General features: G+C 39.3%; 24 protein-coding genes and 8 tRNA genes. 11 read left to right on the forward strand and 21 right to left on the reverse strand.

Features of this window, described 5'->3' with window-relative positions; all coding sequences use genetic code 11:
* Positions 1–10: 10 nt before the first annotated feature.
* Both CRI88_RS08875 and CRI88_RS08880 read right to left on the reverse strand, forming a co-directional pair.
* Positions 11–877, reverse strand: a complete 867-nt coding sequence (locus tag CRI88_RS08875) for an ABC transporter permease (RefSeq protein WP_058845041.1) — start codon at positions 875–877, stop codon at positions 11–13.
* A 2-nt stretch (positions 878–879) separates the two neighbouring features.
* The gene (locus CRI88_RS08880; protein WP_036118726.1) at positions 880–1,842 is read right to left on the reverse strand and encodes an ABC transporter permease; all 963 of its coding nucleotides are present in this window, start codon (positions 1,840–1,842) and stop codon (positions 880–882) included.
* Between the two features lie 216 nt (positions 1,843–2,058).
* Here CRI88_RS08880 and CRI88_RS08885 point away from each other — a divergent pair, with 216 nt between their 5' ends.
* The 4 genes from CRI88_RS08885 to CRI88_RS08900 all read left to right on the forward strand — a co-directional run bounded on the left by CRI88_RS08885 (position 2,059) and on the right by CRI88_RS08900 (position 6,609).
* On the forward strand, positions 2,059–3,660 hold the full coding sequence (locus tag CRI88_RS08885) for an ABC transporter substrate-binding protein (protein WP_058845040.1): 1,602 nt from the start codon (positions 2,059–2,061) through the stop codon (positions 3,658–3,660).
* A 62-nt stretch (positions 3,661–3,722) separates the two neighbouring features.
* Entirely contained in the window at positions 3,723–4,793 is a 1,071-nt protein-coding gene (locus CRI88_RS08890) for an amidohydrolase family protein (RefSeq protein WP_058845039.1), read from the forward strand.
* Complete coding sequence (locus tag CRI88_RS08895) at positions 4,790–5,932, forward strand: amidohydrolase (protein WP_058845038.1); 1,143 nt, start codon at positions 4,790–4,792, stop codon at positions 5,930–5,932. The genes CRI88_RS08890 and CRI88_RS08895 overlap by 4 nt, the downstream gene beginning before the upstream one ends.
* Positions 5,929–6,609: an AroM family protein gene (locus tag CRI88_RS08900; protein WP_257982882.1), complete on the forward strand. Its 681-nt coding sequence runs from the start codon at positions 5,929–5,931 to the stop codon at positions 6,607–6,609. The genes CRI88_RS08895 and CRI88_RS08900 overlap by 4 nt, the downstream gene beginning before the upstream one ends.
* Positions 6,610–7,012: 403 nt before the next feature.
* Here CRI88_RS08900 and CRI88_RS08910 read toward each other — a convergent pair whose 3' ends face one another.
* On the reverse strand, positions 7,013–7,330 hold the full coding sequence (locus CRI88_RS08910; protein WP_016992524.1) for a hypothetical protein: 318 nt from the start codon (positions 7,328–7,330) through the stop codon (positions 7,013–7,015).
* Between the two features lie 137 nt (positions 7,331–7,467).
* Between CRI88_RS08910 and ytzI the strand changes: the two genes are divergently transcribed.
* The 4 genes from ytzI to CRI88_RS08925 all read left to right on the forward strand — a co-directional run bounded on the left by ytzI (position 7,468) and on the right by CRI88_RS08925 (position 9,207).
* Positions 7,468–7,614, forward strand: coding sequence for a YtzI protein (gene ytzI / locus CRI88_RS08915; RefSeq protein ID WP_094029263.1), 147 nt, complete (start codon positions 7,468–7,470; stop codon positions 7,612–7,614).
* Between the two features lie 30 nt (positions 7,615–7,644).
* The gene (locus CRI88_RS22435) at positions 7,645–7,806 is read left to right on the forward strand and encodes a hypothetical protein (protein WP_180957787.1); all 162 of its coding nucleotides are present in this window, start codon (positions 7,645–7,647) and stop codon (positions 7,804–7,806) included.
* Positions 7,803–8,036: a membrane protein insertion efficiency factor YidD gene (yidD, locus tag CRI88_RS08920; RefSeq protein WP_036123166.1), complete on the forward strand. Its 234-nt coding sequence runs from the start codon at positions 7,803–7,805 to the stop codon at positions 8,034–8,036. Before CRI88_RS22435 ends, yidD begins: the two co-directional genes overlap by 4 nt.
* A gap of 109 nt (positions 8,037–8,145) precedes the next feature.
* Entirely contained in the window at positions 8,146–9,207 is a 1,062-nt protein-coding gene (locus CRI88_RS08925) for a metal ABC transporter solute-binding protein, Zn/Mn family (RefSeq protein WP_058845036.1), read from the forward strand.
* Here CRI88_RS08925 and CRI88_RS08930 read toward each other — a convergent pair.
* The 6 genes from CRI88_RS08930 to CRI88_RS08955 form a co-directional block, all read right to left on the reverse strand.
* Positions 9,204–10,427 (reverse strand): transglutaminase domain-containing protein, encoded by a 1,224-nt coding sequence (locus CRI88_RS08930; RefSeq protein WP_058845035.1) that lies wholly within the window; start codon positions 10,425–10,427, stop codon positions 9,204–9,206. The two genes, CRI88_RS08925 and CRI88_RS08930, sit on opposite strands and share 4 nt — an antisense overlap.
* A 131-nt stretch (positions 10,428–10,558) precedes the next feature.
* A complete protein-coding gene (locus tag CRI88_RS08935; protein ID WP_058845034.1) occupies positions 10,559–11,983 on the reverse strand; it encodes an o-succinylbenzoate--CoA ligase in 1,425 nt (474 codons plus the stop codon).
* 774 nt (positions 11,984–12,757) lie between these two features.
* Positions 12,758–13,576 carry a 1,4-dihydroxy-2-naphthoyl-CoA synthase gene (menB, locus tag CRI88_RS08940; protein ID WP_036123154.1) on the reverse strand — a complete coding sequence of 273 codons (819 nt, stop codon included), beginning with the start codon at positions 13,574–13,576 and terminating at the stop codon, positions 12,758–12,760.
* Between the two features lie 63 nt (positions 13,577–13,639).
* On the reverse strand, positions 13,640–14,449 hold the full coding sequence (menH, locus tag CRI88_RS08945; RefSeq protein WP_058845033.1) for a 2-succinyl-6-hydroxy-2,4-cyclohexadiene-1-carboxylate synthase: 810 nt from the start codon (positions 14,447–14,449) through the stop codon (positions 13,640–13,642).
* The gene (gene menD / locus CRI88_RS08950) at positions 14,446–16,161 is read right to left on the reverse strand and encodes a 2-succinyl-5-enolpyruvyl-6-hydroxy-3-cyclohexene-1-carboxylic-acid synthase (RefSeq protein WP_058845032.1); all 1,716 of its coding nucleotides are present in this window, start codon (positions 16,159–16,161) and stop codon (positions 14,446–14,448) included. Before menD ends, menH begins: the two co-directional genes overlap by 4 nt.
* Positions 16,154–17,539: an isochorismate synthase gene (locus CRI88_RS08955; RefSeq protein WP_058845031.1), complete on the reverse strand. Its 1,386-nt coding sequence runs from the start codon at positions 17,537–17,539 to the stop codon at positions 16,154–16,156. The genes menD and CRI88_RS08955 overlap by 8 nt, the downstream gene beginning before the upstream one ends.
* 247 nt (positions 17,540–17,786) lie before the next feature.
* Between CRI88_RS08955 and CRI88_RS08960 the strand changes: the two genes are divergently transcribed.
* Positions 17,787–18,707, forward strand: a complete 921-nt coding sequence (locus tag CRI88_RS08960; RefSeq protein WP_058845030.1) for a 1,4-dihydroxy-2-naphthoate polyprenyltransferase — start codon at positions 17,787–17,789, stop codon at positions 18,705–18,707.
* A gap of 13 nt (positions 18,708–18,720) precedes the next feature.
* On the opposite strand, the gene CRI88_RS08965 is transcribed toward CRI88_RS08960, so the two are convergent.
* From CRI88_RS08965 to CRI88_RS08975, 3 genes are all read right to left on the reverse strand, one after another.
* Positions 18,721–19,647: a dipeptidase gene (locus tag CRI88_RS08965; protein ID WP_058845029.1), complete on the reverse strand. Its 927-nt coding sequence runs from the start codon at positions 19,645–19,647 to the stop codon at positions 18,721–18,723.
* A 47-nt stretch (positions 19,648–19,694) separates the two neighbouring features.
* Positions 19,695–20,144 (reverse strand): TraR/DksA C4-type zinc finger protein, encoded by a 450-nt coding sequence (locus CRI88_RS08970; RefSeq protein WP_058845028.1) that lies wholly within the window; start codon positions 20,142–20,144, stop codon positions 19,695–19,697.
* A gap of 75 nt (positions 20,145–20,219) precedes the next feature.
* Entirely contained in the window at positions 20,220–20,981 is a 762-nt protein-coding gene (locus CRI88_RS08975) for a MerR family transcriptional regulator (RefSeq protein WP_058845027.1), read from the reverse strand.
* Positions 20,982–21,235: 254 nt separating this feature from the next.
* Here CRI88_RS08975 and CRI88_RS22780 point away from each other — a divergent pair, with 254 nt between their 5' ends.
* Positions 21,236–21,388: a hypothetical protein gene (locus tag CRI88_RS22780; protein ID WP_231745130.1), complete on the forward strand. Its 153-nt coding sequence runs from the start codon at positions 21,236–21,238 to the stop codon at positions 21,386–21,388.
* A gap of 187 nt (positions 21,389–21,575) precedes the next feature.
* Entirely contained in the window at positions 21,576–21,701 is a 126-nt protein-coding gene (locus CRI88_RS23265) for a hypothetical protein (RefSeq protein ID WP_340809375.1), read from the forward strand.
* A gap of 127 nt (positions 21,702–21,828) precedes the next feature.
* Here the strand turns inward: CRI88_RS23265 and CRI88_RS08985 are convergent, their stop codons facing one another.
* The 9 genes from CRI88_RS08985 to CRI88_RS09025 all read right to left on the reverse strand — a co-directional run bounded on the left by CRI88_RS08985 (position 21,829) and on the right by CRI88_RS09025 (position 23,990).
* The gene (locus tag CRI88_RS08985) at positions 21,829–23,031 is read right to left on the reverse strand and encodes a diaminopropionate ammonia-lyase (protein WP_058845026.1); all 1,203 of its coding nucleotides are present in this window, start codon (positions 23,029–23,031) and stop codon (positions 21,829–21,831) included.
* Between the two features lie 260 nt (positions 23,032–23,291).
* Positions 23,292–23,363 (reverse strand) — tRNA-Glu (locus CRI88_RS08990).
* Between the two features lie 2 nt (positions 23,364–23,365).
* Positions 23,366–23,456, reverse strand: a tRNA-Ser gene (locus CRI88_RS08995).
* A gap of 9 nt (positions 23,457–23,465) precedes the next feature.
* A tRNA-Asn gene (locus CRI88_RS09000) sits at positions 23,466–23,542 on the reverse strand.
* A 7-nt stretch (positions 23,543–23,549) separates the two neighbouring features.
* A tRNA-Ile gene (locus CRI88_RS09005) sits at positions 23,550–23,623 on the reverse strand.
* Position 23,624: 1 nt separating this feature from the next.
* Positions 23,625–23,698 (reverse strand) — tRNA-Gly (locus CRI88_RS09010).
* A gap of 5 nt (positions 23,699–23,703) precedes the next feature.
* Positions 23,704–23,779 (reverse strand) — tRNA-Phe (locus tag CRI88_RS09015).
* Between the two features lie 57 nt (positions 23,780–23,836).
* A tRNA-Asp gene (locus tag CRI88_RS09020) sits at positions 23,837–23,912 on the reverse strand.
* Positions 23,913–23,915: 3 nt separating this feature from the next.
* Positions 23,916–23,990, reverse strand: a tRNA-Met gene (locus CRI88_RS09025).
* Between the last annotated feature and the right edge of the window lie 16 nt (positions 23,991–24,006).

Below are 24,006 nucleotides of genomic sequence, written 5' to 3' on the forward strand. Positions count from 1 at the left end.
CCCCCTTCCATTAAACTTTCATTTTCGGATCTAACGCATCACGTAATCCATCTCCTAAAAGGTTAATACCAAGAACTGTTAATAAAATACAGATTCCTGAAAATGTCGCCATTTGAGGATTTAATACTAAAAAATCTTTACCATCTTTTAAAATACTACCCCACGAAGCTGTTGGCGGTTGAACTCCTAATCCTAAAAAGCTCAGTGCCGCCTCCGAAATAATAGCGCCCGCTGTACTCATCGTTCCATAAACAATTAAAGGAGCTAAACAGTTCGGTAATATATGGCTAAAAATAATTCGACTATGTGTAGCACCTAGAGAATGCGTCACTTCGATGAATTCTTCTTCTTTTACACTTAAAACCTGACCACGAACAAGTCTTGCGAACCCTGGAATGTTGGCAACACCAATAGCAACAATAACGTTGACAAGTCCTTGCCCTAATACCGTCATTAGTGTAATAGCAAGTAAAATGAATGGGAATGCAAAAAGACCATCCATCGTACGCATAATGATCGAATCAATGCGACCACCGAAATACCCTGCCACTAACCCTAATAATGTTCCAAACACAGCTCCAAATAGCACCGCTGCAATGCCGACAATCATCGATATTTGTGTACCGTAAACTAAACGACTAAACAAATCACGTCCATAATTATCCGTTCCTAGCAAATGCCCTTCTGTGTTCATTGGTAAAAATGATTTACCGACAATCATTTCATTTGGTGGATGGGTAGCAATCAATGGTGCAAAAATTGCAACAATGGCCATCAAGGTGACAATGACTAACCCAATTGTCGCTAATTTATTTTTTAGCAACTTGCGCAACAACGTATTTCTTTTTCTTGTTTCATTGACGATTGCTTGAGTCATTGTTATTTTTTCCCTCCATCCGATTCTAAATTGACCTTAGGATTGACAACTTTATAAAGCACGTCCACTACTAAGTTAACAAGTACAAAGATAAATGCGATGAAAATAACAGTACCTTGTACAACAACAAAATCACGTTTATCAATGGCATCTACAATTAGTCGCCCCATTCCAGGCCAACTAAAAATCGTTTCTGTTAAAACCGCTCCCCCCAGTAAATTGGATATCTGCATCCCTAATACCGTTAAAATAGGTGTTAGCGCATTTTTAAAGGCATGTTTACCAATCACTAAATATTCTTTAATGCCTTTAGAACGAGCTGTTTTAATATAATCTTGCGAAATAACCTCTAACATGCTTGAACGGGTAATCCGTGCAAATGTCGCCATTGGAATCGTTGCTAATGCAAATGCTGGCAAAATTAAATGTTTCAAATAGGTCCATAGACCATCACTGATGTTGCCCATTCCAGTGGCTGGGAACCAACCAAGATTGACACTAAAGAATAAAACAAGCATGATCCCCAACCAAAAAATGGGCATGGATACACCAACTAATGATACAAGCATGACAATATAATCAATGATTGTATTTTGCTTTCTAGCAGCTAATATTCCTGCTGGGATACCGACCACAACCGCTATAAACAAGGCTGCCAATGCTAGTATCACTGTGTTAGGGAATCTTTCTATAATAAGCCCGATGACAGACTCACTATAAGAATAGGAATATCCTAAATTTAACTGTGCTAAGTCTCCTACATATGAAATAAATTGCGAAGGCATTGATTTATTTAATCCTAGCTCTTCTCTTAAATTCTCTACATCTTCCACACTGGCTTGTGGCCCAAGCATTACTGAAGCTGGGTCACCTGGAATCATTCGCGTAATAATGAAGACGATGATTCCTACTACTAGCAGTGTCGGGATAAGGTTGACTAACCTTTTTAAAATAAATGAGCCCATCTTATTAAGACCTCCTTTTCATTATTAGAATCAGTGGTTCATATTGTGAATAACCACATACTACACCATGTGATAATTATTTGTAAATATATTTTTTCTGAATTTTTTTAATTTTATATTTACTTTCTATTTACAAATGTGCTAATTTTAATTCGAACCTATCATTTTTGAATCAACGGTTCATATTGTGAAACAAAATAAAGGAGGCTTATGCAGATGAAGAAGATAAACGTAAAAAAACCTTTACTACTACTCTTTTTAACTTTATTAATTGGTGTTTTAGCAGCTTGTGGTGGGAACACAGAAAAAAGTAATTCTTCAAATGAAAAAGATGGAGAAGTCACTTCAGGTGGCAAATTAAATGTTGGTCTTTCAGCCAATGCCAAAACATTTGACCCTATCAAATATACAGGGGTTTATGAATCGCAAGTTATGCGTCAAATGGGTGATACTTTAGTTGTTTATAACAAAGATCTATCAGATATCATCCCCTCTTTAGCAACAGAATGGAAAGTGTCAGATGATATGTTAGTCTATACGTTCAAATTACGTGAGGGTGTGAAATTCCAAAAGGGGCAATACCAGGATGGCCGTGAAATGACAGCGGAAGATGTGAAATATTCTTTAGAGCGCTCCGCCAAAGAATCCGCTATGAATCGTTTAAGTGGTGTGACAGAAGTTAAAGTGTTGTCAGATTATGAAATAGAAATTCACTTAACTACACCGAATGCTGCCCTTCTTGCTATGCTAACGGATGCAGGAAATATCATTATTCCAAAAGAAGAGGTTGAAGGCTGGGGCGATAACTTCTCAGAACACTTCATTGGTACAGGCCCATTCCAGTTAACAGAATGGAAAAAAGACCAAGAAGTAAAACTAGTTCGCCATGACAATTATTGGGGTGAAAAACCTCACGTTGATATTTTATCCATGAAGTTTATCTCCGATCAAAATATGATGACAAATGCATTACGTTCTGGTGACATAGATATTGCCATGGATGTCAAAGGCCAAAACAGAGAAATTATTAACCAAGATAGCAACCTTGAGCTTTTAACGAATCCAGGTTTATCTATTGTTTATCTTGACCTTAACAACAAAGTTGGTCCGACTGCTGACAAACGTGTTCGCGAGGCACTTTATATGGCAACAAATGTTGAGGAAATCATTTCTGGTGTTAACCAATGGGGTGGCGGTGATGTTTCTTATTTACCATTACCACCAGGTTCATGGGGATATGATAAATCATTAGTTGATTTAGTACCAAAATATAATCCAGAAGAAGCAAAAAAATTGCTAGCAGAGGCTGGTTATCCTGATGGCTTCAAAACAGAGATTTATGTATCAGAAGCACGTGTGCCTTACGCAACGATTTTCCAAAGTCAATTAAAGAAAAACTTAAACATTGATGTGGAAATTAAAGTGCTTGAATGGGGTACTTACAGTGATACTGTTGCAAAAGGGAACGCTCCAATGAATATTGGTGGCTGGACTTGGTATCCAGATCCTTATTTCTTCCTATATCAATTATTCCACACAAATCAAATCGGTGCGTTAGGTAATGGGAAAGGCTATAGCAACCCAGAGGTAGATAAATTATTAGAGCGTGCCGTATCTGAAACAGTGGTACAGGAAGAACGTGCTAAATTATACCAAGAAGCATTAAAACTGATTTTAGCAGATGTTCCGCGTATTGAATTAGAAGCAACACAAACCGTTGCAGGTGTAAACAAAAAAGTACAGGGCTTTGAGGTTTCTACTGACAACTCCGTACAAATTGTACATCCAAACGGTACGAACGTATCCATTTCTAAATAATTAACTGGAAAAGTGGAGATGCTTGTCTCCGCTTTTCTCTTCATAAGGAGAGATTTAATCCCATGACTCGATATATAAATGGACTTGTTTTTAACTCTGAGACACGTAGCTTTAACAAACAGTCATTTCAAGTACAGGGGCAATACTTTGCTCCATCTTCTACAACGTCTGAAATAGACATCGATTTAGATGGCTATTATATTACACCTGGCCTTATCGATAGTTGTTCACAAATTGGCTTAGCTGAAATAGGGATTCGTTGGGAGGGGGATGATAGCTATGAATTTGACTCACATCTGGACTATTCTGTAGTTGATGGCATTTATCCATTCGATGCTGCCTTTCAAAAAGCTATCTCCCATGGGGTGACAGCCTCTCATATCGTTCCCTCCCCTAAAAGCTTGGTCGGTGCAAAAACAGCTATTATTCATCATACACATACAACGGTTGATGAAATGGTCATTGCCAAAGATATTGCTTATTCCTTCTCCATTGGACACCAAGCAAAAAGCACTTTTTTCGCTGAAAGGAGAAAGCCACTAACCCGTATGGGGATTGCCAAAATTTTAAGAGAAACATTGCAACAGATTCAGCAGCAAGAACCTTTAATTAAGAAAATTGTCATACGGGCACATAAAGCTGTGGATCTTGAATTCATTGACCGTCTTCAACAAGAGTTTAAGTCTACTTTTGATTTTCATATTATTCACGGCACTGAAGCTTCACTGCTTCAAGGGACATCCTTCAATACGGTCATTGCTGGCCCAACGTTTCGATATATCGAGCATAACGAGATGATGGCATTATCACCAAAACTATACCGCCAGTTGTCCCAACAACATACTCCGTTTGTTTTTTGTACGGATCATCCTGTTAGTAGCACCTCTCACCTAACATTAGAAGGTTGCTTAGCTGTAAGAGAAGGGCTGACACGTCAGGATGTTCTGTATGCACTAACAACAGGAGCTGCTAATTTCCTTGGAATCGCTCATAAAACTGGCACTATTCGTGATGGCCTTCTAGCTGATTTTGTCATATGGGATAAGCATCCATTAAATTTAGATGCACAGGTTGTAGCTACTTTTATTAAAGGAACAAAAGTTTATGCAAGGGAAGAAGGGTTCTCAGAATGATTATTTATCATCATGCAAAGTTTCTCACAGTCAATGAACAAAATGATATTTTTGAACAGTTATGGATCGAAGATGGGCGTATAGTCTATGTCGGTCCAGCCAAAGATTATCCTCCTCAAGCAGAGTTAGTCGATCTTCAGGGAGCTTATGTCACACCAGGCTTAATTGATATTCACGCCCATGTTGGGACATGGGCAGAGGTTACTGAAGACATTAATGATGCTAATGAATATAGCGAGCCCTTTACACCTCTTATGCATGCTCTAGATAGTGTAGATATCCGACACTTTTCCTTCCAACATGCGTTAGAAGGCGGTGTGACGACTGTACAAACTGGTCCAGGTAGTGCCAATGTCATTGGGGGCATTTGGAGTATTCTTAAAACAGCAGGGCCCACTCTTCCCTCTCGTGTTTTAGTAGAACGAAGCGGCTTAAAGGGCGCGTTAGGAGAAAATCCAAAGAATGTTTTTGGCAATCAATACAAACGAAAGCCAATGACTCGCATGGCCATTGCCCAGCTTTTACGTGATGGTTTCCAACGTGCAAGTCAACTGAATGAACAACAACGGGCTGAGCAAATTAAACAAAATTCAGAGTTGCGTCCATTCATTGAAGTGCTACGAGGTGACATGCCCCTTCGCCTTCATTGTCACAGAGCAGATGACATTATGACAGCTATAAGAATTGCTAAAGAATTTAATGTGAAGCTCCATTTAGAGCATTGCACAGAAGGCTATTTAATAGTCGATGCGGTAAAAAACAGTGGCTTTCATGCGACACTTGGGCCCTATATGTTAACGCCATCTAAATATGAAACACGTAATTCTACACCAGCGATTGCAGCCATTTTTAAAGAGCATAATATCCCATTTGCCATCATGACAGACCATCCATTCGTACCAATTCAGTACTTAAAATATTGTGCTACTGAAGCTATTCGCTATGGTTTAGATGAGGACACCGCCTTAAAAAGTATTACAATAAATGCTGCTAAGCTCGTACAGCTAGATCACCGCATTGGCAGCCTTGAGGAAGGCAAGGATGCTGATTTTGTTGTTTGGTCACACCCTATTTTTGAAACAGAAGCAAAGGTCTTACAAACGTATGTCAATGGACAAAAATATTACGAAGCGGAGTGAGCTTATTGAAACATTCAAAAATTGCCGTAGTCACAATTGGTCAAGCGCCTCGCAAAGATATGGCGGAGGATATTCAGCAATTAAGAGCATCTGGTTTACATGTTCATGAGTTTGGCGTACTGGATTCACTCTCTCCAGCCGAAATCACTTCCCTTTCACCCTCTAGTGAAGACACAGATGTTTTAGTAACACTTTTGACAAATGGACAACAAGTCAAGCTAAGTAAACAAAAGCTGATGCCCTATATTCAGACATGCATTGATGATTTACATGAATTCACTTGGGTTTTGCTTATGTGTACAGGAGATTTTACGAATAAGCTGTCATGTAAAAACCTGTTACTACCTGATCGCATGATGACAAATTTAGTGAAAGGGTTACAAACAGAATTAGCACTTGGTTTAATAGGCCCTGAGCCTGAGCAACAACAAACTGTTGCGGAGAAATGGCAAAGTGCACAGTTCGATGTCACCTTTTCAGCTAGCTCACCCTATCAGTTCAATGCACAACATTTATTAGCAAAAGCACAGCTATTAGAATATCAAGGAGCTGATTTGCTCATTCTTGATTGTATGGGTTATTCCACAACAATGAAAAACATGATTAAAGATCAACTCACTATTCCCGTCATTGTTCCTAGAGAAGCAGTATTTACGATTTTAAAGGCCATTTGTTAATGGTAAAAAAGGTGATGTCAACAGCAGAAACAACCATTTTGAAAGGCGAGGGATTGATTTCCGTTCCGCCAGCATCCCTTCCAGGGAATGCCCGATGAGCCGCTTCACTCACAGGGTCTCATCAACCATGTGGAGAAGTGATGAGTGACAGCACCCCTCCATAAAGAGTAGTGAATACCCTCACTTTATTTGAAAACCTTGCTAAAAAGAAATATTTTTATGGATTGGAAGGCTAGTAGACTCCCGTGGGCGAGCGTCCTTACACGAAGCGGCTCGCCAACAGGAAAGCAAGTAGCCTGCCATGGAAATCCATTTTCACCTTTAACATCAATTCTATGGATGATTTTGTTTTTCAACACTATGAAAAAGGGCATTGCCGATGCAGTGCCCTTTTCCCGTTCCGCTAGACACGTTTATTGAAATAAGGAAGCTGCTCAACAAATGCCTTTGTGTCATCATCCCCATATTCATGAACGAGTGCATAAATTTTCATTAATCGCTTATCGATTTCATCATTTTCCCTGTCTAAGTGATACTGTATATACGGTAATTGTGCACGCCATGCATTTGAAATTTCTAGCAGCTGCATTTGCTGAAAGATTCTCTCAAATACATCTAATGCCTGTCGATCTACATTCAGTTCAAAATTCCACGGCCCAGCATAAGGATTTGTATAATAGGTTCTATTGGCAAGTGAAAAATATACGCGCTGACGATCCATCTTTATGATTCACTCCTTTTTCCATAGTATGGAGAGAACGGAGTTGTTTTATTCGCTTTAATGTCAAACTTCCTTCACAATTAATAGAACCACATAATTTATAATAGGTATGATGAACAAAGAACGGAGTGAATACTATGAGTTTAACTACGCTCTTAATAGTCGCAGTTATCATTGTTATCTTTATCACTATTGCGACGATTATCAGTGTCAACCGTGCCTATGCCTTTAAACATACTATTGATGAAAAACCACAGCAAAGCTATCATCAAGAGGATAACTAATCATAATTTATTGAATTTGGAGTGAAAGCAATGGGTGTACCTTTACCAATTATCATTATGATTGCCATGATGATGCTAATGTTTGGTCTTTCTGTCATTATTATTTTGAAGAAAAAAAATCATATCTTTACACAAACTATTGATCCGAAGCCTGAACAAATGACGTCTCAGCAAGAGGAAGAACAACGATGAAATACCCCTTTATTTGGCTCATTCAGTTTTATAGAAAATTCATTTCACCTATGACGCCACCAACTTGCCGTTTCCATCCTACTTGTTCTTCTTACGGGCTGGAAGCTTTTCAAAAGCATGGAGCATTGAAAGGCTCCATCTTAACCATTACACGTATATCGAAGTGTCATCCGTTTCATCCTGGTGGCTTTGATCCTGTGCCTGAAAAATGGCCTTCGAAAAAGAATTAACTTTCGGAGGGCATTTTTTTCTTGTACTTTTTTAAGTTGTGCGTTATTATAATAACTGTTCTAAAAAATAAATCGTAATGATTACTATTTAAGAGAGGTATCTGATTATATGAAAAAATTGTATTTATTATTGTTAGTCGCAGTCCTTGCCTTATTCACTGCTGCTTGTGGAGACAAATCTTCCACTTCCCAAAAGTCTGATGACAAGGATACGTTAAGCATCTATACAACGGTTTATCCGTTAAGCTATTTTGCACAGCGCATTGGTGGCGATTTTGTTGAAGTATCTTCTATTTACCCAGCTGGTGCGAACGAGCATACATTTGAACCCACTCAAAAAGATATGATGAAATTAGCAGATGCAAATATCTTCTTCTATATTGGCTTAGGACTGGAAGGCTTTGTCGAAAACGCTAAAAAGACTTTAGCAAACGAAGATGTCACGATGGTGGCAACTGCTGACACAGTTTCAGATGAAAAATTAGCTATCAGCACAGGCCATGTTCATGCAGAAGATGAGCATGACGAGCATAATCACGCTGCCACAGAGGAAGAGCACGATCATGAGCACGATCACGCTGCCACAGAGGGAGAGCACGATCATGAAGCTGATGAGCACGGACATGATGAGCATGAACATGGCGACATCGACCCACATGTTTGGTTATCTCCTACAATTAGTCAGGATTTAGCACTTGCTATTAAAAATACACTAGTTGAAAAAATGCCTGCTCAAGAATCGACTTTTAATAAGAATTATGAAGCACTAGTAAAAGAACTGCAGGATTTGGATAATGACTTCAAAGCAATGGCTGACAAAGCACCAAATAAAACATTCTTTGTATCACATGCTGCCTTTGGCTATATTGCAGGTCAATATGGTTTTACACAAGTGCCAATTGCCGGCTTAAATTCACAAAATGAGCCATCTCAAAAAGAATTAACAAAAATCGTTGATAAAGCAAATGAATTGCATATTCACTATATTTTATTTGAACAAAATGTTTCTTCTAAATTAGCAGAGGTTATTCAAAAAGAAGTTGGCGCAGAATCTCTTGTCCTGCATAATTTAAGTGTATTAACAGCTGACGATGAAAAAAATAAAGAAACCTACTTCACCTTGATGCAAAAAAATATTCAAACACTAGAAAAAGCTTTAAACGCACATTAATCAAGTAAGAGCCAATAAGTAGAGATTAAGCCAGTGTAAACCAACATATTATGAGTAAGGAGGTGCCCCGACGAATGGGACACCTCCTTTATTATGACGTATTTTTCTTGTGGCATGCGTTTCCCCGTTCGATAAAAAGATGGTCGGCATTTTGTTGTTTTTAGTTCCTTATCCTGCATCACTTTTGGTTGAATCGCAATAAAAACGGACATACTTCCCACTAACATTGGTGTCCATTCAGTAAAGTCAAACTGAACTAAAGTGTTTGGATCATTTGTTTTTTGTGCAATAAGCTTTGTCGGCTGTTCCACTAATTGTTGTACTGCCAGCTTATTTTCTCCAATAATAGAGATTCCATTATTTTCAGTAAAGCTAGCTTGTAAAGGCATTGTTAAACTCTGTATTTTCGTTTCTTCTAGCATCTCCGTATACTTCTCGCTTGTTGCAGCAGGAAAACTTGCGTAGTCCCAAGTATGATCCTGTGCTAATTGACGATCCGACACTAAAAAATATTGATAGCGTACTTCTCCCTTACGATCCGGCAATGGATCATCCCAAGTGACATCAATATGATACCAATCACGATCCAACTTTACTAATACCCAGGCATGGAGCTGTTCACCCACTTTTCCTGGCACATATTGTACCTCAAAGCCCAACATTTCTAACATTCGATAAAGCACTAAAGCATATGCCTGACAAACTCCCTTATTTTCTGTTAGTAACGTGTAAGGGGAATATTGACTTCCTTCTGTTTCTTTGGAGTATTCCGCAGTTAAAACAATAAAATCATGTGCAGCCTGCAGTTTTTCTATGTCACTTAATCCATGCATGGGTGCAATAATATTCGCCAAAGTTTGCCCTACAAATGCTTCCTCTGTTGGGGAAATATGATAGGTAAAGGCAAATGCAATGACAATATTATTGTTATAACCATCGTACTTCCATTTAAAGCTAGAAATATTAGTATAAATATAAGAGTTTTGAATCGCAGTTTTTGTAATGTCTGTTAGTCCATCTTTTATTTCAGTTATGTCACCAGTATAGCGAATGGAAAATTCCGAAGATAGCTGCGTAACTTCTTTATTAATGAGAGATTGTAGTGTTTCAATTGAATGAGCAGTTGCTACATTATCTTTTTCATCGTTTGCAAATACTTGCACATGACTCATTTGTAGAACAAATACTATAATGACAACATTATATATATATTTCCTCATATGAGTCATTCTCCTTTACTAACTAGTTTATGCCTCTCATTTTTTATTATGTTAATGAATGATTAATTTCATGCTAAAAGTGCGAATAAAAAAGAAGCCTTCATTTTAAGAAGACTTCTCTCACAAATTTTTTATTGTAATAATTTTCGTCTCAGCAATTTATCCGCACCATTTCGCGGAAGACTGTCTGTAATAATAATTTCTTTAGGTACTTTATATTTAGCAAGTTTCTGTAAACAAAAGGCTTGGAGCTGCTCAACAGATGCCTGCTCATGTAACACGATAAAGGCAATCGGAACCTGTCCCCATTGCTCATCTGCCACACCACATACCCCCGCTTCTTTGACAGCAGGATGTGTGAGTAACACATTTTCTATTTCTGCAGGATAAATATTTTCTCCCCCTGAAATAATTAAATCTGCTCTACGATCAATGACGAATAAATAACCTTCCTTATCGATATAACCAATATCACCCGTATGCAGCCAGCCATCCATCGTTGCATCTTTTTGTGCAAAACGTCCAATATAGCCAGGAGTAACATGAGGCCCTCGAATACAAATTTCTCCCTCACCTTTCGCATTGGGCTGCGCAATCTTTATTTGATTAAAAAATAAAGGTTTGCCAGCAGAACCAATTTTTCGCATGGCATCTTCACTTGCCAATGTAGCTGTTTGTGAGGAAGTTTCTGTCATGCCATAGGTTTGCGCGACAGCTAAGTTTAACGCATGTGCTCTCACTAAATAATCAACGGGCACTGGCCCACCTCCAGCTAACATCAACTTAAAGTGTGGCGAAGCTTTCGTATTATGCTGCTCTAACGTATGTAGAATCCGTTCCAATGTCACTGCTACAACAGACATATGAGTTACTTCCCCAGCTATAATATGTTGTGAGATAGCCTCTACATCAAATTGATCGTATAAAACAACCTGATTGCCATACAGCAGTGAACGTACTAATATTGAAAATCCACTAATATGGAATAATGGTACAGCACATAACCAAACATCATGAGCCTGTAGTCCAATGTTTAAAACAGAGGCAGTCGCACTCGCCTGATGATTCCCAACCGTTTGGCGAACTCCCTTTGGAAAGCCAGTAGTACCCGATGTATACATGATCGTTGTAGTTTGATGTAAAGGCCACTCCTTTTCAATATCTACGGTGCGCTCAACCCCCTCTTCAATCGTTGAAAATAAATGATGACCTGTTTCAGGTGGCAACTTTTCTATATCCTCATCTGCAATCAACACGCACACCGCTCCTGAATCCTCTAGCTGATAAGCCAGTTCATCCTGTGATAGTCTACGATTAAGCATCACCATCTCACATTGTAAATGCATACAAGCATACATCACAATAACTAGTTCAGGCTTACTTGGTCCCATAATCGCAATTCGGTCTCCCCGTTGAATACCGAGTGCCACTAATTGTCGGGCACGTTTTATAGATAAATCCTGTAGTTCCTGAAAAGTCCAGCTTTGTTTTTTATAAGCCAATGCCTTCCGTAATGGTGTTAAATAGGCTCGTTGTAAAATCCAATTTGGATACATCTTTGTCACTCCAATCACCCTACATCTTAACGCTTTCCCATCAACTTTGTCTATTAGTCAATGGTCTTTCTCGCCCTTTTGTATGTCTATCTGTTCCGCTAATCGCTCTATCCTTCACATTTTAAGTTTTATCCGCCATTTTGAGCGTTCTATCCATCTCTTTTATTATAAGTACTACTCTATCCCTCACATCTTGAGTTCTATCCAACACTTTTGATGTTTTATCAACCTCTTTTTGCATTTTATCATCCAATTTGAGCGCTCTATCCTTCTCTCTTTTTCAAAGTACTGCTCTATCCCCCACATTTTGAGTTCTATCCAACACTTTTTATGTTTTATCAACCTCTTTTTGCATTCTATCCACTATTTTGAGCGTTCTATCCATCTCTTTTTCAAAGTACTACTCTATCCCCCACATTTTGAGTTCTATCCAACACTTTTGATGTTTTATCAACCTCTTTTTGCATTCTATCCACCATTTTGAGCGTTCTATCCACCTCTCTTTTTCAAAGTATTACTCTATCCCTCACACCTTGAGTTCTATCCAACACTTTGTGCATTTTATCCATCAATTTGAGCGTTCTATCCACCTCTCTTTTTCAAAGTACTACTCTATCCCTCACATTTTGAGCTTTATCCAACACTTTTGGCATTTTATCAACCTCTTTTTGCATTTTATCATCCAATTTGAGCGTTCTATCCACCCCACTCCTCCTGCATGCATACAAAAAGCTCGTATCTCCAAAAAGATACGAGCTTTACATCCTTTCATCATCAAGGGAATCTTGGGAATTGACCAAAGTCTGGTTGACGTTTTTCTTTGAATGCGTCGCGACCTTCTTTTGCTTCATCTGTAGTGTAGTAAAGAAGTGTAGCGTCACCAGCCATTTGTTGAAGACCTGCTAAGCCGTCAGTATCTGCATTCATCGCTGCTTTTAGGAAGCGTAGTGCAGTTGGTGACATTTGTAGCATTTCTTCACACCATTGAACGGTTTCATCTTCTAATTGCTCATAAGGAACAACTGTATTGACTAAGCCCATATCAAGTGCTTGTTGTGCATCGTATTGACGGCAAAGGTACCAAATTTCACGTGCCTTTTTATGTCCAATAATACGAGCAAGATAGCCTGAGCCGTAACCAGCATCAAATGAACCTACTTTTGGTCCAGTTTGTCCAAAACGGGCATTGTCAGCAGCAATTGTTAAGTCACAGACAACATGTAAAACATGTCCTCCACCAATTGCATAGCCTGCAACCATTGCCACTACAGGTTTTGGGATTACACGAATTAAACGTTGTAAATCAAGAACGTTTAGACGTGGGATTTCATCATCGCCTACGTAGCCACCATGACCGCGAACTTTTTGATCTCCGCCTGAGCAGAAAGCATGTTCACCTTCACCAGTTAAAATAATCACACCGATATTTTTGTCATCGCGTGCACGTGAGAATGCGTCAATCATTTCCATTACCGTTTTCGGGCGGAATGCATTGCGCACTTCTGGACGGTTAATCGTAATTTTTGCGATACCGTTATAGAATTCATACTTAATGTCTTCATAAGTATGTAATGTAGTCCATTGACGTGTCATTGAATTGCCTCCTATATCAATAAATTCGTCTCGTTACTAGCGAGGCGCTAACGTAACAGTATATTACGTTAAATACTCCTCTACTATTGTAGCAAATTCAGCGGGATTTTCCACATGAATTGCATGTCCAGCGTCATTTACTGTAAGATGGCTAACAGTATTTAATAGCGCTTTCATTTCTAGTGCAATTTTACAAAATTTCTCATCCAATGAACCAGTAATGAGTAGTACAGGTATTTCCACTTGCGCTAGGCTCTCCCAATTTGAAGGCTGAGCACCTGTTCCAATACCTCTCAGGCTTCCAGCCAGTCCCTCTTCTTTCTGAGAAAGTCTTTCTGCTCGAATGGTTTCTCGTACGCTTCTAGGAAGACGATGCTGTGTTGCAAAAAGAGGTATGTTCTCCCAAGCATGGACAAATGATTGTAACCCATTTGCCATTATTTTTTGTGCCAGTACTTCATCTCGCTCACAGCGTTCCTTTCGTTCTTCTGCTGTTCGTAAACCTGGAGAAGCACTTTCTAAGATAAGCTGTTGAATATGGCCTGGGTGTGCAATAGCATACGATAAGGCAATTCTTCCTCCCATTGAGTAACCTAACAACGTAAATTTCTCTAGATGAAGCTGGCAAAATAATTCTTCTAAATCTTGTAATTGTTCCTCCATGGAGAAACGCTGTATATCCTCTGGAATAGCTGTTTGACCATGACCAATTAAATCAATGGCAATAACACGAACATTAGGTAGAGCTTGCGCTAGATCGTGCCATGTAGCCGTGCTGCCTGTAAATCCATGTAACGCAACAAGTGTATGTTCACTATTGTCATTCCATATTTCAATATGTGTTTCAAGTCCTCGAATCATGCATTTTGTCATGCTTTTAGCTCCGCATTAATTCGATTCCATAGCGCTCGATGAGCATTAACATTTTCGGTTCTATCGGTAAATATTTCAACCAAACGTAAAGGATGATGTTGCTTTGTTGAAAATTTCTCTGAAAGCTCGGAGATTGTTTCCACACGCACATAGTCCATCTCATACATATGGGCAATGTCACGGAATTCAAGTGCAGTCGGTGTGCCAAATAAATCTTCATAATGATCTTCGACAGTTGACTGTGGTAAATAAGAAAAAATACCGCCACCATCATTATTCATGACAAGAATGGTTAAGTTACACTTCTGATATCTGGAGGCAATCAATCCATTTACATCATGTAAAAAGGCTAAATCCCCAATCAGCAAATAGGTTTCTCGTTTATTTCCTTGACTGAAGCCCATCGCGGTTGATACTACGCCATCGATTCCATTCGTGCCTCGATTGGCAAAAATACGCAAATCTTTCGGTGTGGCCAATAAAAATGTATCGATATCACGCACTGGCATACTGCTACTAACGAAGATATCACTACCGTCAGGAATCATTTTAAGTAAACGGCTAACTATAGCGCCTTCATCTTTCTCTACTTCTGAATACTGCTCAATAGAAATGGATGCCAGCTCATTCGCATTTTGCCATTTGGCTAAGTATGTTTCTTCAAGGGCTGTATCATTGATAGCTAATTGTGTCAGCCACTGACCGATAGTAGCATGAATAAAATGCGTAGATACGCCCGTAGCATCTCTAAACATAGGATCTTCATCGATAATCACATAAGCGTTTGGCTGTGATTTTGTGATGAATTGCATAATAAATTTTGAGACGGGCTGGGCCCCAATACGTAATACTGTATCTGGTTGAACAAGTGCTTTAAAATCCTCGCTTTTCATAATGGCATCATAGGTTGTTACGATATATGGTAAACAATCCTCTGGTACAGATGCACGCATATTCGATAAGCTTTCAACAAGGACTGGCCACTTGAGCTGACGGACAAATTCCCAAACGATGGATAAGTCCGTGCCAAGCGCTAATTCCCCAATTATAATAAAGCCTCTTTTAGTCAATTGTAGTATAGAGGAAAGCTCCTGCTGATTAGCCAACGTTGGGGTTAGTTGTCCCATACTGCTATGTTTGAATGTTACTGTTGGCAGTTCATGCTGTAAATCAATTAATAATGGTTCGCGGAAAGGTACATTAATATGTACTGGTCCAAATGGTGCACTTGTGGCAATCGCTACCGCACGAGCAAGGTGACGCTCAATCAAAGGTAATGTCGGATCAGCCCCATCTGCTAACGGAAAATCTACACTCCATTTCACATGTGAACCATATAAATTAAGCTGATTGATAGCCTGGGGTGCACCTACCTCACGTAATTCATGAGGGCGATCTGCCGTTAAGACAATCAATGGAACTCGTGCATAGCTTGCTTCTACAATCGCAGGAAAATAGTTTGCTGCTGCTGTACCAGATGTACATAAGAGGACAACAGGCTTAGCAGTAGCCTTAGCCAGGCCTAACGCAAAAAATGCAGCTGAGCGTTCATCTACTTGACGATACATGTTTACTTCTTTCGTTGAAGCAACTGCATAGGCAAGAGGAGTGGAACGTGAGCCTGGACTGACGACAACATTTTCTACACCGGCTTGTACTAATGATGCAACCATTTTATAAACATAATCTGTTAATCTTTTTCGTTCACTCATGTAATCGTCCCCCTAGCGCACGAAGCATTGGACGGAATTTCACTAATGTTTCTTCATATTCAGATTGTGGTTCTGAATCTGCTACGATCCCTCCACCTGCATATAAATAAGCTTTATCACTTAGTAACGCAGCTGAACGTATCGCAACTGCAAATTCACCATTACCTTCAGCATCTAGCCAGCCAATTGGCGCGGCATACAGACCACGATTCATCGGCTCATACTTACGAATGGCTGCCAATGCTTCTTTGCGTGGTACACCACCTAAAGCTGGTGTAGGATGTAATGATTTTGTTAATTGTAAAATTGTAGCATTTTGATTTAACTGACCTTCTACAGGTGTATATAGATGTTGAATATCACGAATTTTTAATAGGCGTGGTCTATCTGGCACTGTCATGTCCACGCAATTTTTACGGAAAGTATCCACAATCATATCGACAACATATTGATGTTCACCACTATTTTTCGGATCATTTAATAAACTTTGTCCATAAGTCTCATCTTCCTCTGCCGTCTTGCCTCGTTTAATCGAGCCAGCAATGCAAGAAGAAAACGCACGACCCTCTTCTACTTTTACAAGGCGTTCAGGTGATGCACCAAAAAACAATAAATCTTTATGCTCTAAACCGAATAAATAGCTTTCTGGCTGCTCATGAATAATTTGAGAGAGTACTTGTGGTGCAGATACATCCTCTTTAAATTGCAATGCAAGTGAGCGTGCAATAACTACTTTATCCGCTTTTTTCTGTTTGATTAATGCTGTCACTTGGTCAATCGAGGCTAAATAAGGTTCCTTATAGGGTTCGAAATAATTTGTGATATCAGGTTTTGTATACGTTTTCACTTCTTTAACCTGGGCTGCATGAATTAAATGATCTCGCTCTTTTCTCAATACTTCTAGCTGATCTTCAGCCTGATGATTTTGTGTCAACAGATGAATACTCACGTATGCTTTATCATCACGAATCACAAGTTGAAATGTTGCTAATGCAAAATAAGCCTCAGGAAAATCCGTCCATTCTCCATCAACATTATTTTGCGGATCAAATGTAAAACCACCAAACAAAATAGGCTGTAACTCACTTTGTCCTTTTGGACAGTTTTTCGTTAAGTTTTTCCATTCTGCTTCCACAGCATCGAAACGTTCATGTTGAGCATTGTTTTGAATAGTATGAGCATGTCCTAGCCCAACTAATGTCATTGTTTTTTCTCTATTTTGCCAATAAAATCGTTCACCTTTATAACACTCTTCGCCTGCTGCATAGAACGCCAGTGCAGATAAGCGACTTACTTCAATTGTTTCCATATAAAAATGAAGGCTTTGGCCCAAAGAGTCCACTTCTACCTCTGTGGATTGGTACCACTTCTGTTGCATGAAAATTACCTCCGTTGCTGCAATGTTCATAATCAATGATGATTAAAATACATCATTTTTTTGGTTGGCAACACTGTTATTCGTACTGTTGCTAATCATTCTTATTTATTTTCAGTTCATAAATGCATGTTCTATTGTATCATTTTTTTTCATTAAACAGTATGTAATAAGCTGTGAACCTACCCATTTTCTCATTCTTCGTTTAAAATAAGAAGAGTCGACAACATTTGAAGGAGAGAAAGACCTTATGACCAAAGTCATTGAAGCTGATAGGGGTTTGAAAGTTTGGTGGCATTTAACACGTCCACATACTTTAACCGCTTCATTTGTTCCCGTATTTCTTGGGACAGCAATTGCTCTAGCAATTGAAAAAGAAGCAATTGATTTTGGACTATTTTTTGCTATGCTCATTGCAAGTATGCTTATTCAAGCAGCAACGAATATGTTCAATGAATATTATGATTACAAATTAGGATTAGATAACGAGCATTCTGTGGGAATTGGCGGAACGATTGTCCGTCATGGTGTACAGCCGAAAACAATTATGTTGATTGCGTTAAGCTTCTATGCCATTGCTATGCTTCTTGGCATTTACATATGTGCCTCAACATCTTGGTGGTTAGCAGCTGTAGGGCTTGTTTGTATGCTTATTGGTTTCTTATATACAGGTGGACCTTATCCAATCGCCTATTCCCCATTTGGAGAAATTGTTTCTGGGGCAGTAATGGGCATGGGCATTGTGTTAATCGCCTTCTATATTCAAACGCTTACAGTGACACTCGATGCTGTATTGCTGTCTGTGCCAAGCATGATTTTAGTCGGTGCTATTATGTTATCGAACAATATCCGTGATATTGTTGGCGATACAGAAGGTGGACGAAAAACATTGGCTATTTTAGTAGGACGCGATAATGCGATTTCTGTGTTATCTGGCTTTTTTATCGTCTCGTATTTATGGGTAATCGCCCTTGTAGCAGTTGATGGCATTACTTTTTGGGCATTAATTATTTTCCTAAGTATTCCAAAACCATTACGTGCTATTCAAATTTTCCGAGACAAAAAAGAAGCTAAAGAAGTAATGCCTGCGATGAAATATACAGCACAAACGAATACATTCTTCGGCTTCCTATTAGGAATCGGTTTATTAATTTATTATTTCTTTTATTAAAAATGCGGCAGCCTTAACGGGTTGCTGCTTTTTTTATATAACGTCTGAAATTTTGACTTGCGATACCATGCACTTCTTCGGCTGAAAAACGTGAGCGTAGTGCCTCTACTAAATTTTGTGCTTCTCCTGCATGCGCTAAGCCTTTGACAGTCCTATCAATCCCATCGAAATCTGAACCTAATCCTATGTGCTCGACACCTACTAATTTTGCTAAATGCTCCACATGATCCACTAAATGTTCTAGTGTTGCATCTTTACCAATGAAGGGTGGGAAGTAAACTACATGGATATGTCCCCCATGTTCTACAAGCGCCTTTGCTTGGGCATCCGTTAAATTACGTGGGTGGTCACATAGTGTACGTGCATTACTATGACTTGCAAGAATATGCTTCGCTAAAGGCAACACGTCCCAAAAGCTTTGTTCATTCAGATGAGAGACATCAATAATAATATCTCGCTCATTTAGTAATTGTATAACTTCTTGACCAAACGGCTTCAATCCTAAACTTGCATCCTGTTCAGCTCCATGTGCAACAGCATTTTCTTCATTCCATGTTAAGCCTACTAATTTTACACCAGCATCTAGTACGGCTGTCAGTTTTGCTAAATCATCACCAATGGCATTGCAGCCCTCTAAGCTTAAAATAGCTCCTATCTCATGTGGAGCTATTCGGTCTAACTGCGCCCAATCTGTTATATGCACCATGCCCTCTGTTTGTAAAATATGGGTATGAAATGCTTCAATTTGGCGCATGACCTCAAGAAATTGCAGATTTTGTGGGATTTCTGGGTCAATAAAGATGGCGAATACTTGAGCCTCTATTTGCCCTAATTGCAGTCTTTTTTGATTGGTATGAAGACGCTCATCCTCTGCAAAATTTGCCGTTTCAAGAGTTGTTAATTTTAAAAGCGCATCACAATGTAAATCAATAATCTTCATATCCTCACCTCTACAGCTATTATACTGCTTTCACGAGGAAAAACTTACTAAATTTTATCTTGCGGTGTATCGGAAGAGCCAAATTCCTCAAGTTCAATAAAATCATCAGATCTTGGTGTTGAAGATAGTACATCTTCTTCCACCGGTCGTAAGTTTTCTTCTTTCTGTTCTGCATGCTCCACGCATGTCAAAGCTTGCGGCATAGCCTCTAAACGTCCTAATGGAATGTCTTCACCACAGACCACACATTTACCATATGTTCCGTCTGCCATTGCTTGAAGAGCTTTTTTAATTTCCTCCGCATTGTCGCCAAGATGCTCATCCATAGCCATTTCTGTTAGCTGATCTGTTAAATCACTCGCATTATCAGCAGGATGATTATCATAATTAGATAGCTCTGTCGCTTGGGGACGCTCTGATTCCTCTAATCGTTGTTCAATTTCTTGCAATTCTTGCTCTAGTTGTCTTTTTAATTGTTGCATTATTTGTTGATCCAAAAAAATCTCCTCCTCATGCCTTCATTTTTTCCTAATTTACGATTTCTAAAACATGTCAGCATAAGGAAGACCTATTTATTTACTCGTGTAAGCTATGATTGCATCGTGTAAAAATTGTGCAGTTCCCTTTGCACCTCGCTCATCATAATAAGCCGTAAATCGTTCGTCAGCTATATACATTTGTGCAAGTCCTGCATGGGCCTCTTGAGAATATTCATTCCATGTAAAGCTTAGCCAGCGTTTATGCAATTCTGCCACTTCCATCGCAATGTCACTTGTAGGATTCCCGAGCTCCATAGCCTCTGCTAACCGCTCAAACATTTGCTGTTCTAGCTCTTGCATCGCCTGATATTGTTGCTCTGTCATATTCATAAGCTTAGCATTCGAAGCATCCACTGTGCCTTCTCCATATTTCGCACGAATTTCTTGTCCGTATTGCTTTTCATTATATTCGATTAACCTTTCTTTAAAACCTTTAAATTTTTCTTCATTGGACATCGGTTGTTCCCCCTCAATGGATTGTATTGTTTTTTCTACCGTCTGTAAGATTGTTACAAGCTGTTCCTGGCGTTGAAGCAAAGCTGCTCTATGTGTTTTTAGCGCCTCTGCATGTTGAAAATTTGGCGCCTTAATAATCGCTTGAATCGTCGCAAGTTTCATATCTAATGCACGATAAAATAAAATCTGCTGTAGCATATCGACCTCCAATTGGCCATAGAATCGATACCCTGCCTCATTTGTTCTGGCTGGCTTCAGCAACCCAATTTCATCATAATAACGCAATGTTCTCGTGCTAACACCCGACAATTGAGCAAGCTCCTGAATGGAATATTCCATGTGCTCACCTCCTCTAATGCTACTGTAAACTTTGACGCAACGTTAAGGTCAAGACAAAATAAAAAATATTAAACGAACTATAATCATCCTTTCAGAATATATAATTCCATAAAAATCTATAATCTGAGTTTTTATACACCGATATGAATAATAAATATTTCACAGGAACGTGATAGGATGAAGTGTCCAAATTGTCACCATGAGAGTCATACAAAACAAGTACTAACTTTGCCTTCTCCATCCCTCTTTACAGTATGCTTGACCAATTTGAAGGATGGATTGCTAAGCCACTTTCAGCAAATGAAGTTCGTGCTGTTGCGAATGTTTATGAAAACAGTCAACTATCTATTATTGAAACAGAATCCACTAACGAAGCAGACGCTATACTAGCTGGTCAATTCGTGTAAGCATTCCGTTTGTATTATGAGATAGCACTCAATGAGGGTGATTTTTATTGGATTGCTGATATGCTTGCACTTGGCAGTTCAGCTTATCAAGAATTAGAGAAATATAGTAATGAAATTACATATTACTTCTATTTAAAACAATGGGGTATTAGATGTACAATTTTCAAATGGTCAATACTATGTGGATATGAACGAAACGTGTGATTTTTATGATGCACAAGAAAATTATCAATTCTATGATTGCTATAAGACCTATACTGTTACAATAGATGATTATGGTGCTTTTAAAATTGCCCATATTACTATTCACTAATAAGGTCTTTTACAATCGTAAAATAAGCAAGGAAAAAATAAACTATCGCGAGATACTCTTATTTCGCAATAGTTCGTTTCTTCTGCATTGTTTTGGTAGTTTAAAAATGATCCAGCTATCTTACTGTTCATTGATTCGCATATTTCCCATGCCACACTATGTGATGATAATTCTTTTTATCTGTGTCGCCCTCTGTATTAATAAACAACACCCTCGCATGTTCGTCTAGCTGTAGGTCGAGTATTAAATCTTTGTAGTGTTCATTAGTCATTAATTCATAAAAGCAACCAAACGGAGCCGCTCCTGATTCTCCTGCTATAATACGTGAGTCTGAAGCCAATGGATTTGCAAGAACGCGCATTCCTGTTGCTGCTATTTCTTCCCCACAGGAGATGCTTATTTTTATATGGGCTTTTAAAAGTTGCCAAGCCTGTGGATTAGGTTCACCGCAAGCAAGGCCCGCCATTATGGTTTTCATCTCTCCACCAACAGTTACATATTGCTCAGTACCTGCCTTAAAGCTCTCATAATAACAATTAGCAACATGTGGCTCAACTAACACAAATGTAATATCCTGCTCATAATATTGTTGTAAAAAAGCTACTACTGCCCCTGCAAATGATCCAACACCAGCTTGTAAAAATACATGTGTCGGAGCTTGCTGCATCTGTTCAACGATTTCATGTACAAGTGTTGTGTAGCCTTGCATAATCCATAATGGTATTTCTTCGTAGCCATCCCACATCGTATCCTGAATCAGGACCCAGCCATTTTCTTGTGCTAGCTGCGAGGTATAACGCACGGTTTCATCATAATTCATTGTCGTTATTTCAGCATAGGCTCCTTCTTTTTTAATATGCTGTAAACGTTCATCGGCACTGCCAGCTGGCATATATATTCGCGCTTGATACCCCAGTTCACGAGCCGCCCATGCCACACCACGACCATGGTTACCATCTGTTGTTGAAATAAAGGTTAAATTACCTATCTGCGCTTTTACTTCTGATGATTTTAATTGTTCAAACGATAGTTCCTCTATATTTTTCTGGAGTCTATTGGCAACATACTGCGCAATTGCATAAACTCCGCCTAATACTTTAAATGCGTTTAAGCCAAATCGATAGGATTCGTCTTTTACCAAGATTTTTTCTACACCCATCCATGAAGCAAGTGAATCAAGATGATGGAGAGGTGTCTTTTCAAATTGCTCATATGTACGTAGAAATTGCCCCACTTTCTTTACTTGTTCCAATGTAAAATATGGCAGTAAAGCTGTTCCGTCATTTGCTTTATCCAGCTGATTGTGCACCCACTTTAATTTTTCATTCATTCCTATCCCTCCTTTATCATTAGCTTAGTCCATCTAGCTTCAAAATACAAAATTATACAATACAGAACTTACATTTGTCTAAGTTCCTTGTTATGCGTTTATGATCCCCTACGGAAAAGGGAGAAAAATTTCTTAACTTCCTATATAATTAACAAGCCTTCACAGATTCGATGTTCTGTGAAGGCTTCATTTTTATAGTAACTATGTTATCAAATCAATTAAAAAGTGCAGTAGATGTAATTCATCTACTGCACTTAGTATGACCCGTACGGGATTCGAACCCGTGTTACCGCCGTGAAAGGGCGGTGTCTTAACCACTTGACCAACGGGCCAATGGCGGAGAAGGAGGGATTTGAACCCTCGCGCCGGTTACCCGACCTACACCCTTAGCAGGGGCGCCTCTTCAGCCTCTTGAGTACTTCCCCACATAAAAATGGCTCCGAAGGCAGGACTCGAACCTGCGACAACCTGATTAACAGTCAGGTGCTACTACCAACTGAGCTACTTCGGAATAATGATGGGCCTAAATGGACTCGAACCATCGACCTCACGCTTATCAGGCGTGCGCTCTAACCAGCTGAGCTATAGGCCCTTGGAGCGGGTGATGGGAATCGAACCCACGACATCAGCTTGGAAGGCTGAGGTTTTACCATTAAACTACACCCGCATAAATGGTGGGTCAGGACGGAATCGAACCGCCGACACTTAGAGCTTCAATCTAATGCTCTACCAACTGAGCTACTGACCCATTTCGTCCATGCTAAGCTTATTTTCTTTTGCTTTTCATATCTTCTTATGAAAATAATGGCGGTCCCGACCGGGATCGAACCGGCGATCTCCTGCGTGACAGGCAGGCATGTTAACCGCTACACCACGGGACCATTTGGTTGCGGGGGCCGGATTTGAACCAACGACCTTCGGGTTATGAGCCCGACGAGCTACCACTGCTCCACCCCGCGATAATTTTATACGGTT

Source organism: Lysinibacillus fusiformis, from assembly GCF_002845985.1.
Lineage (GTDB): Bacteria > Bacillota > Bacilli > Bacillales_A > Planococcaceae > Lysinibacillus > Lysinibacillus fusiformis_D.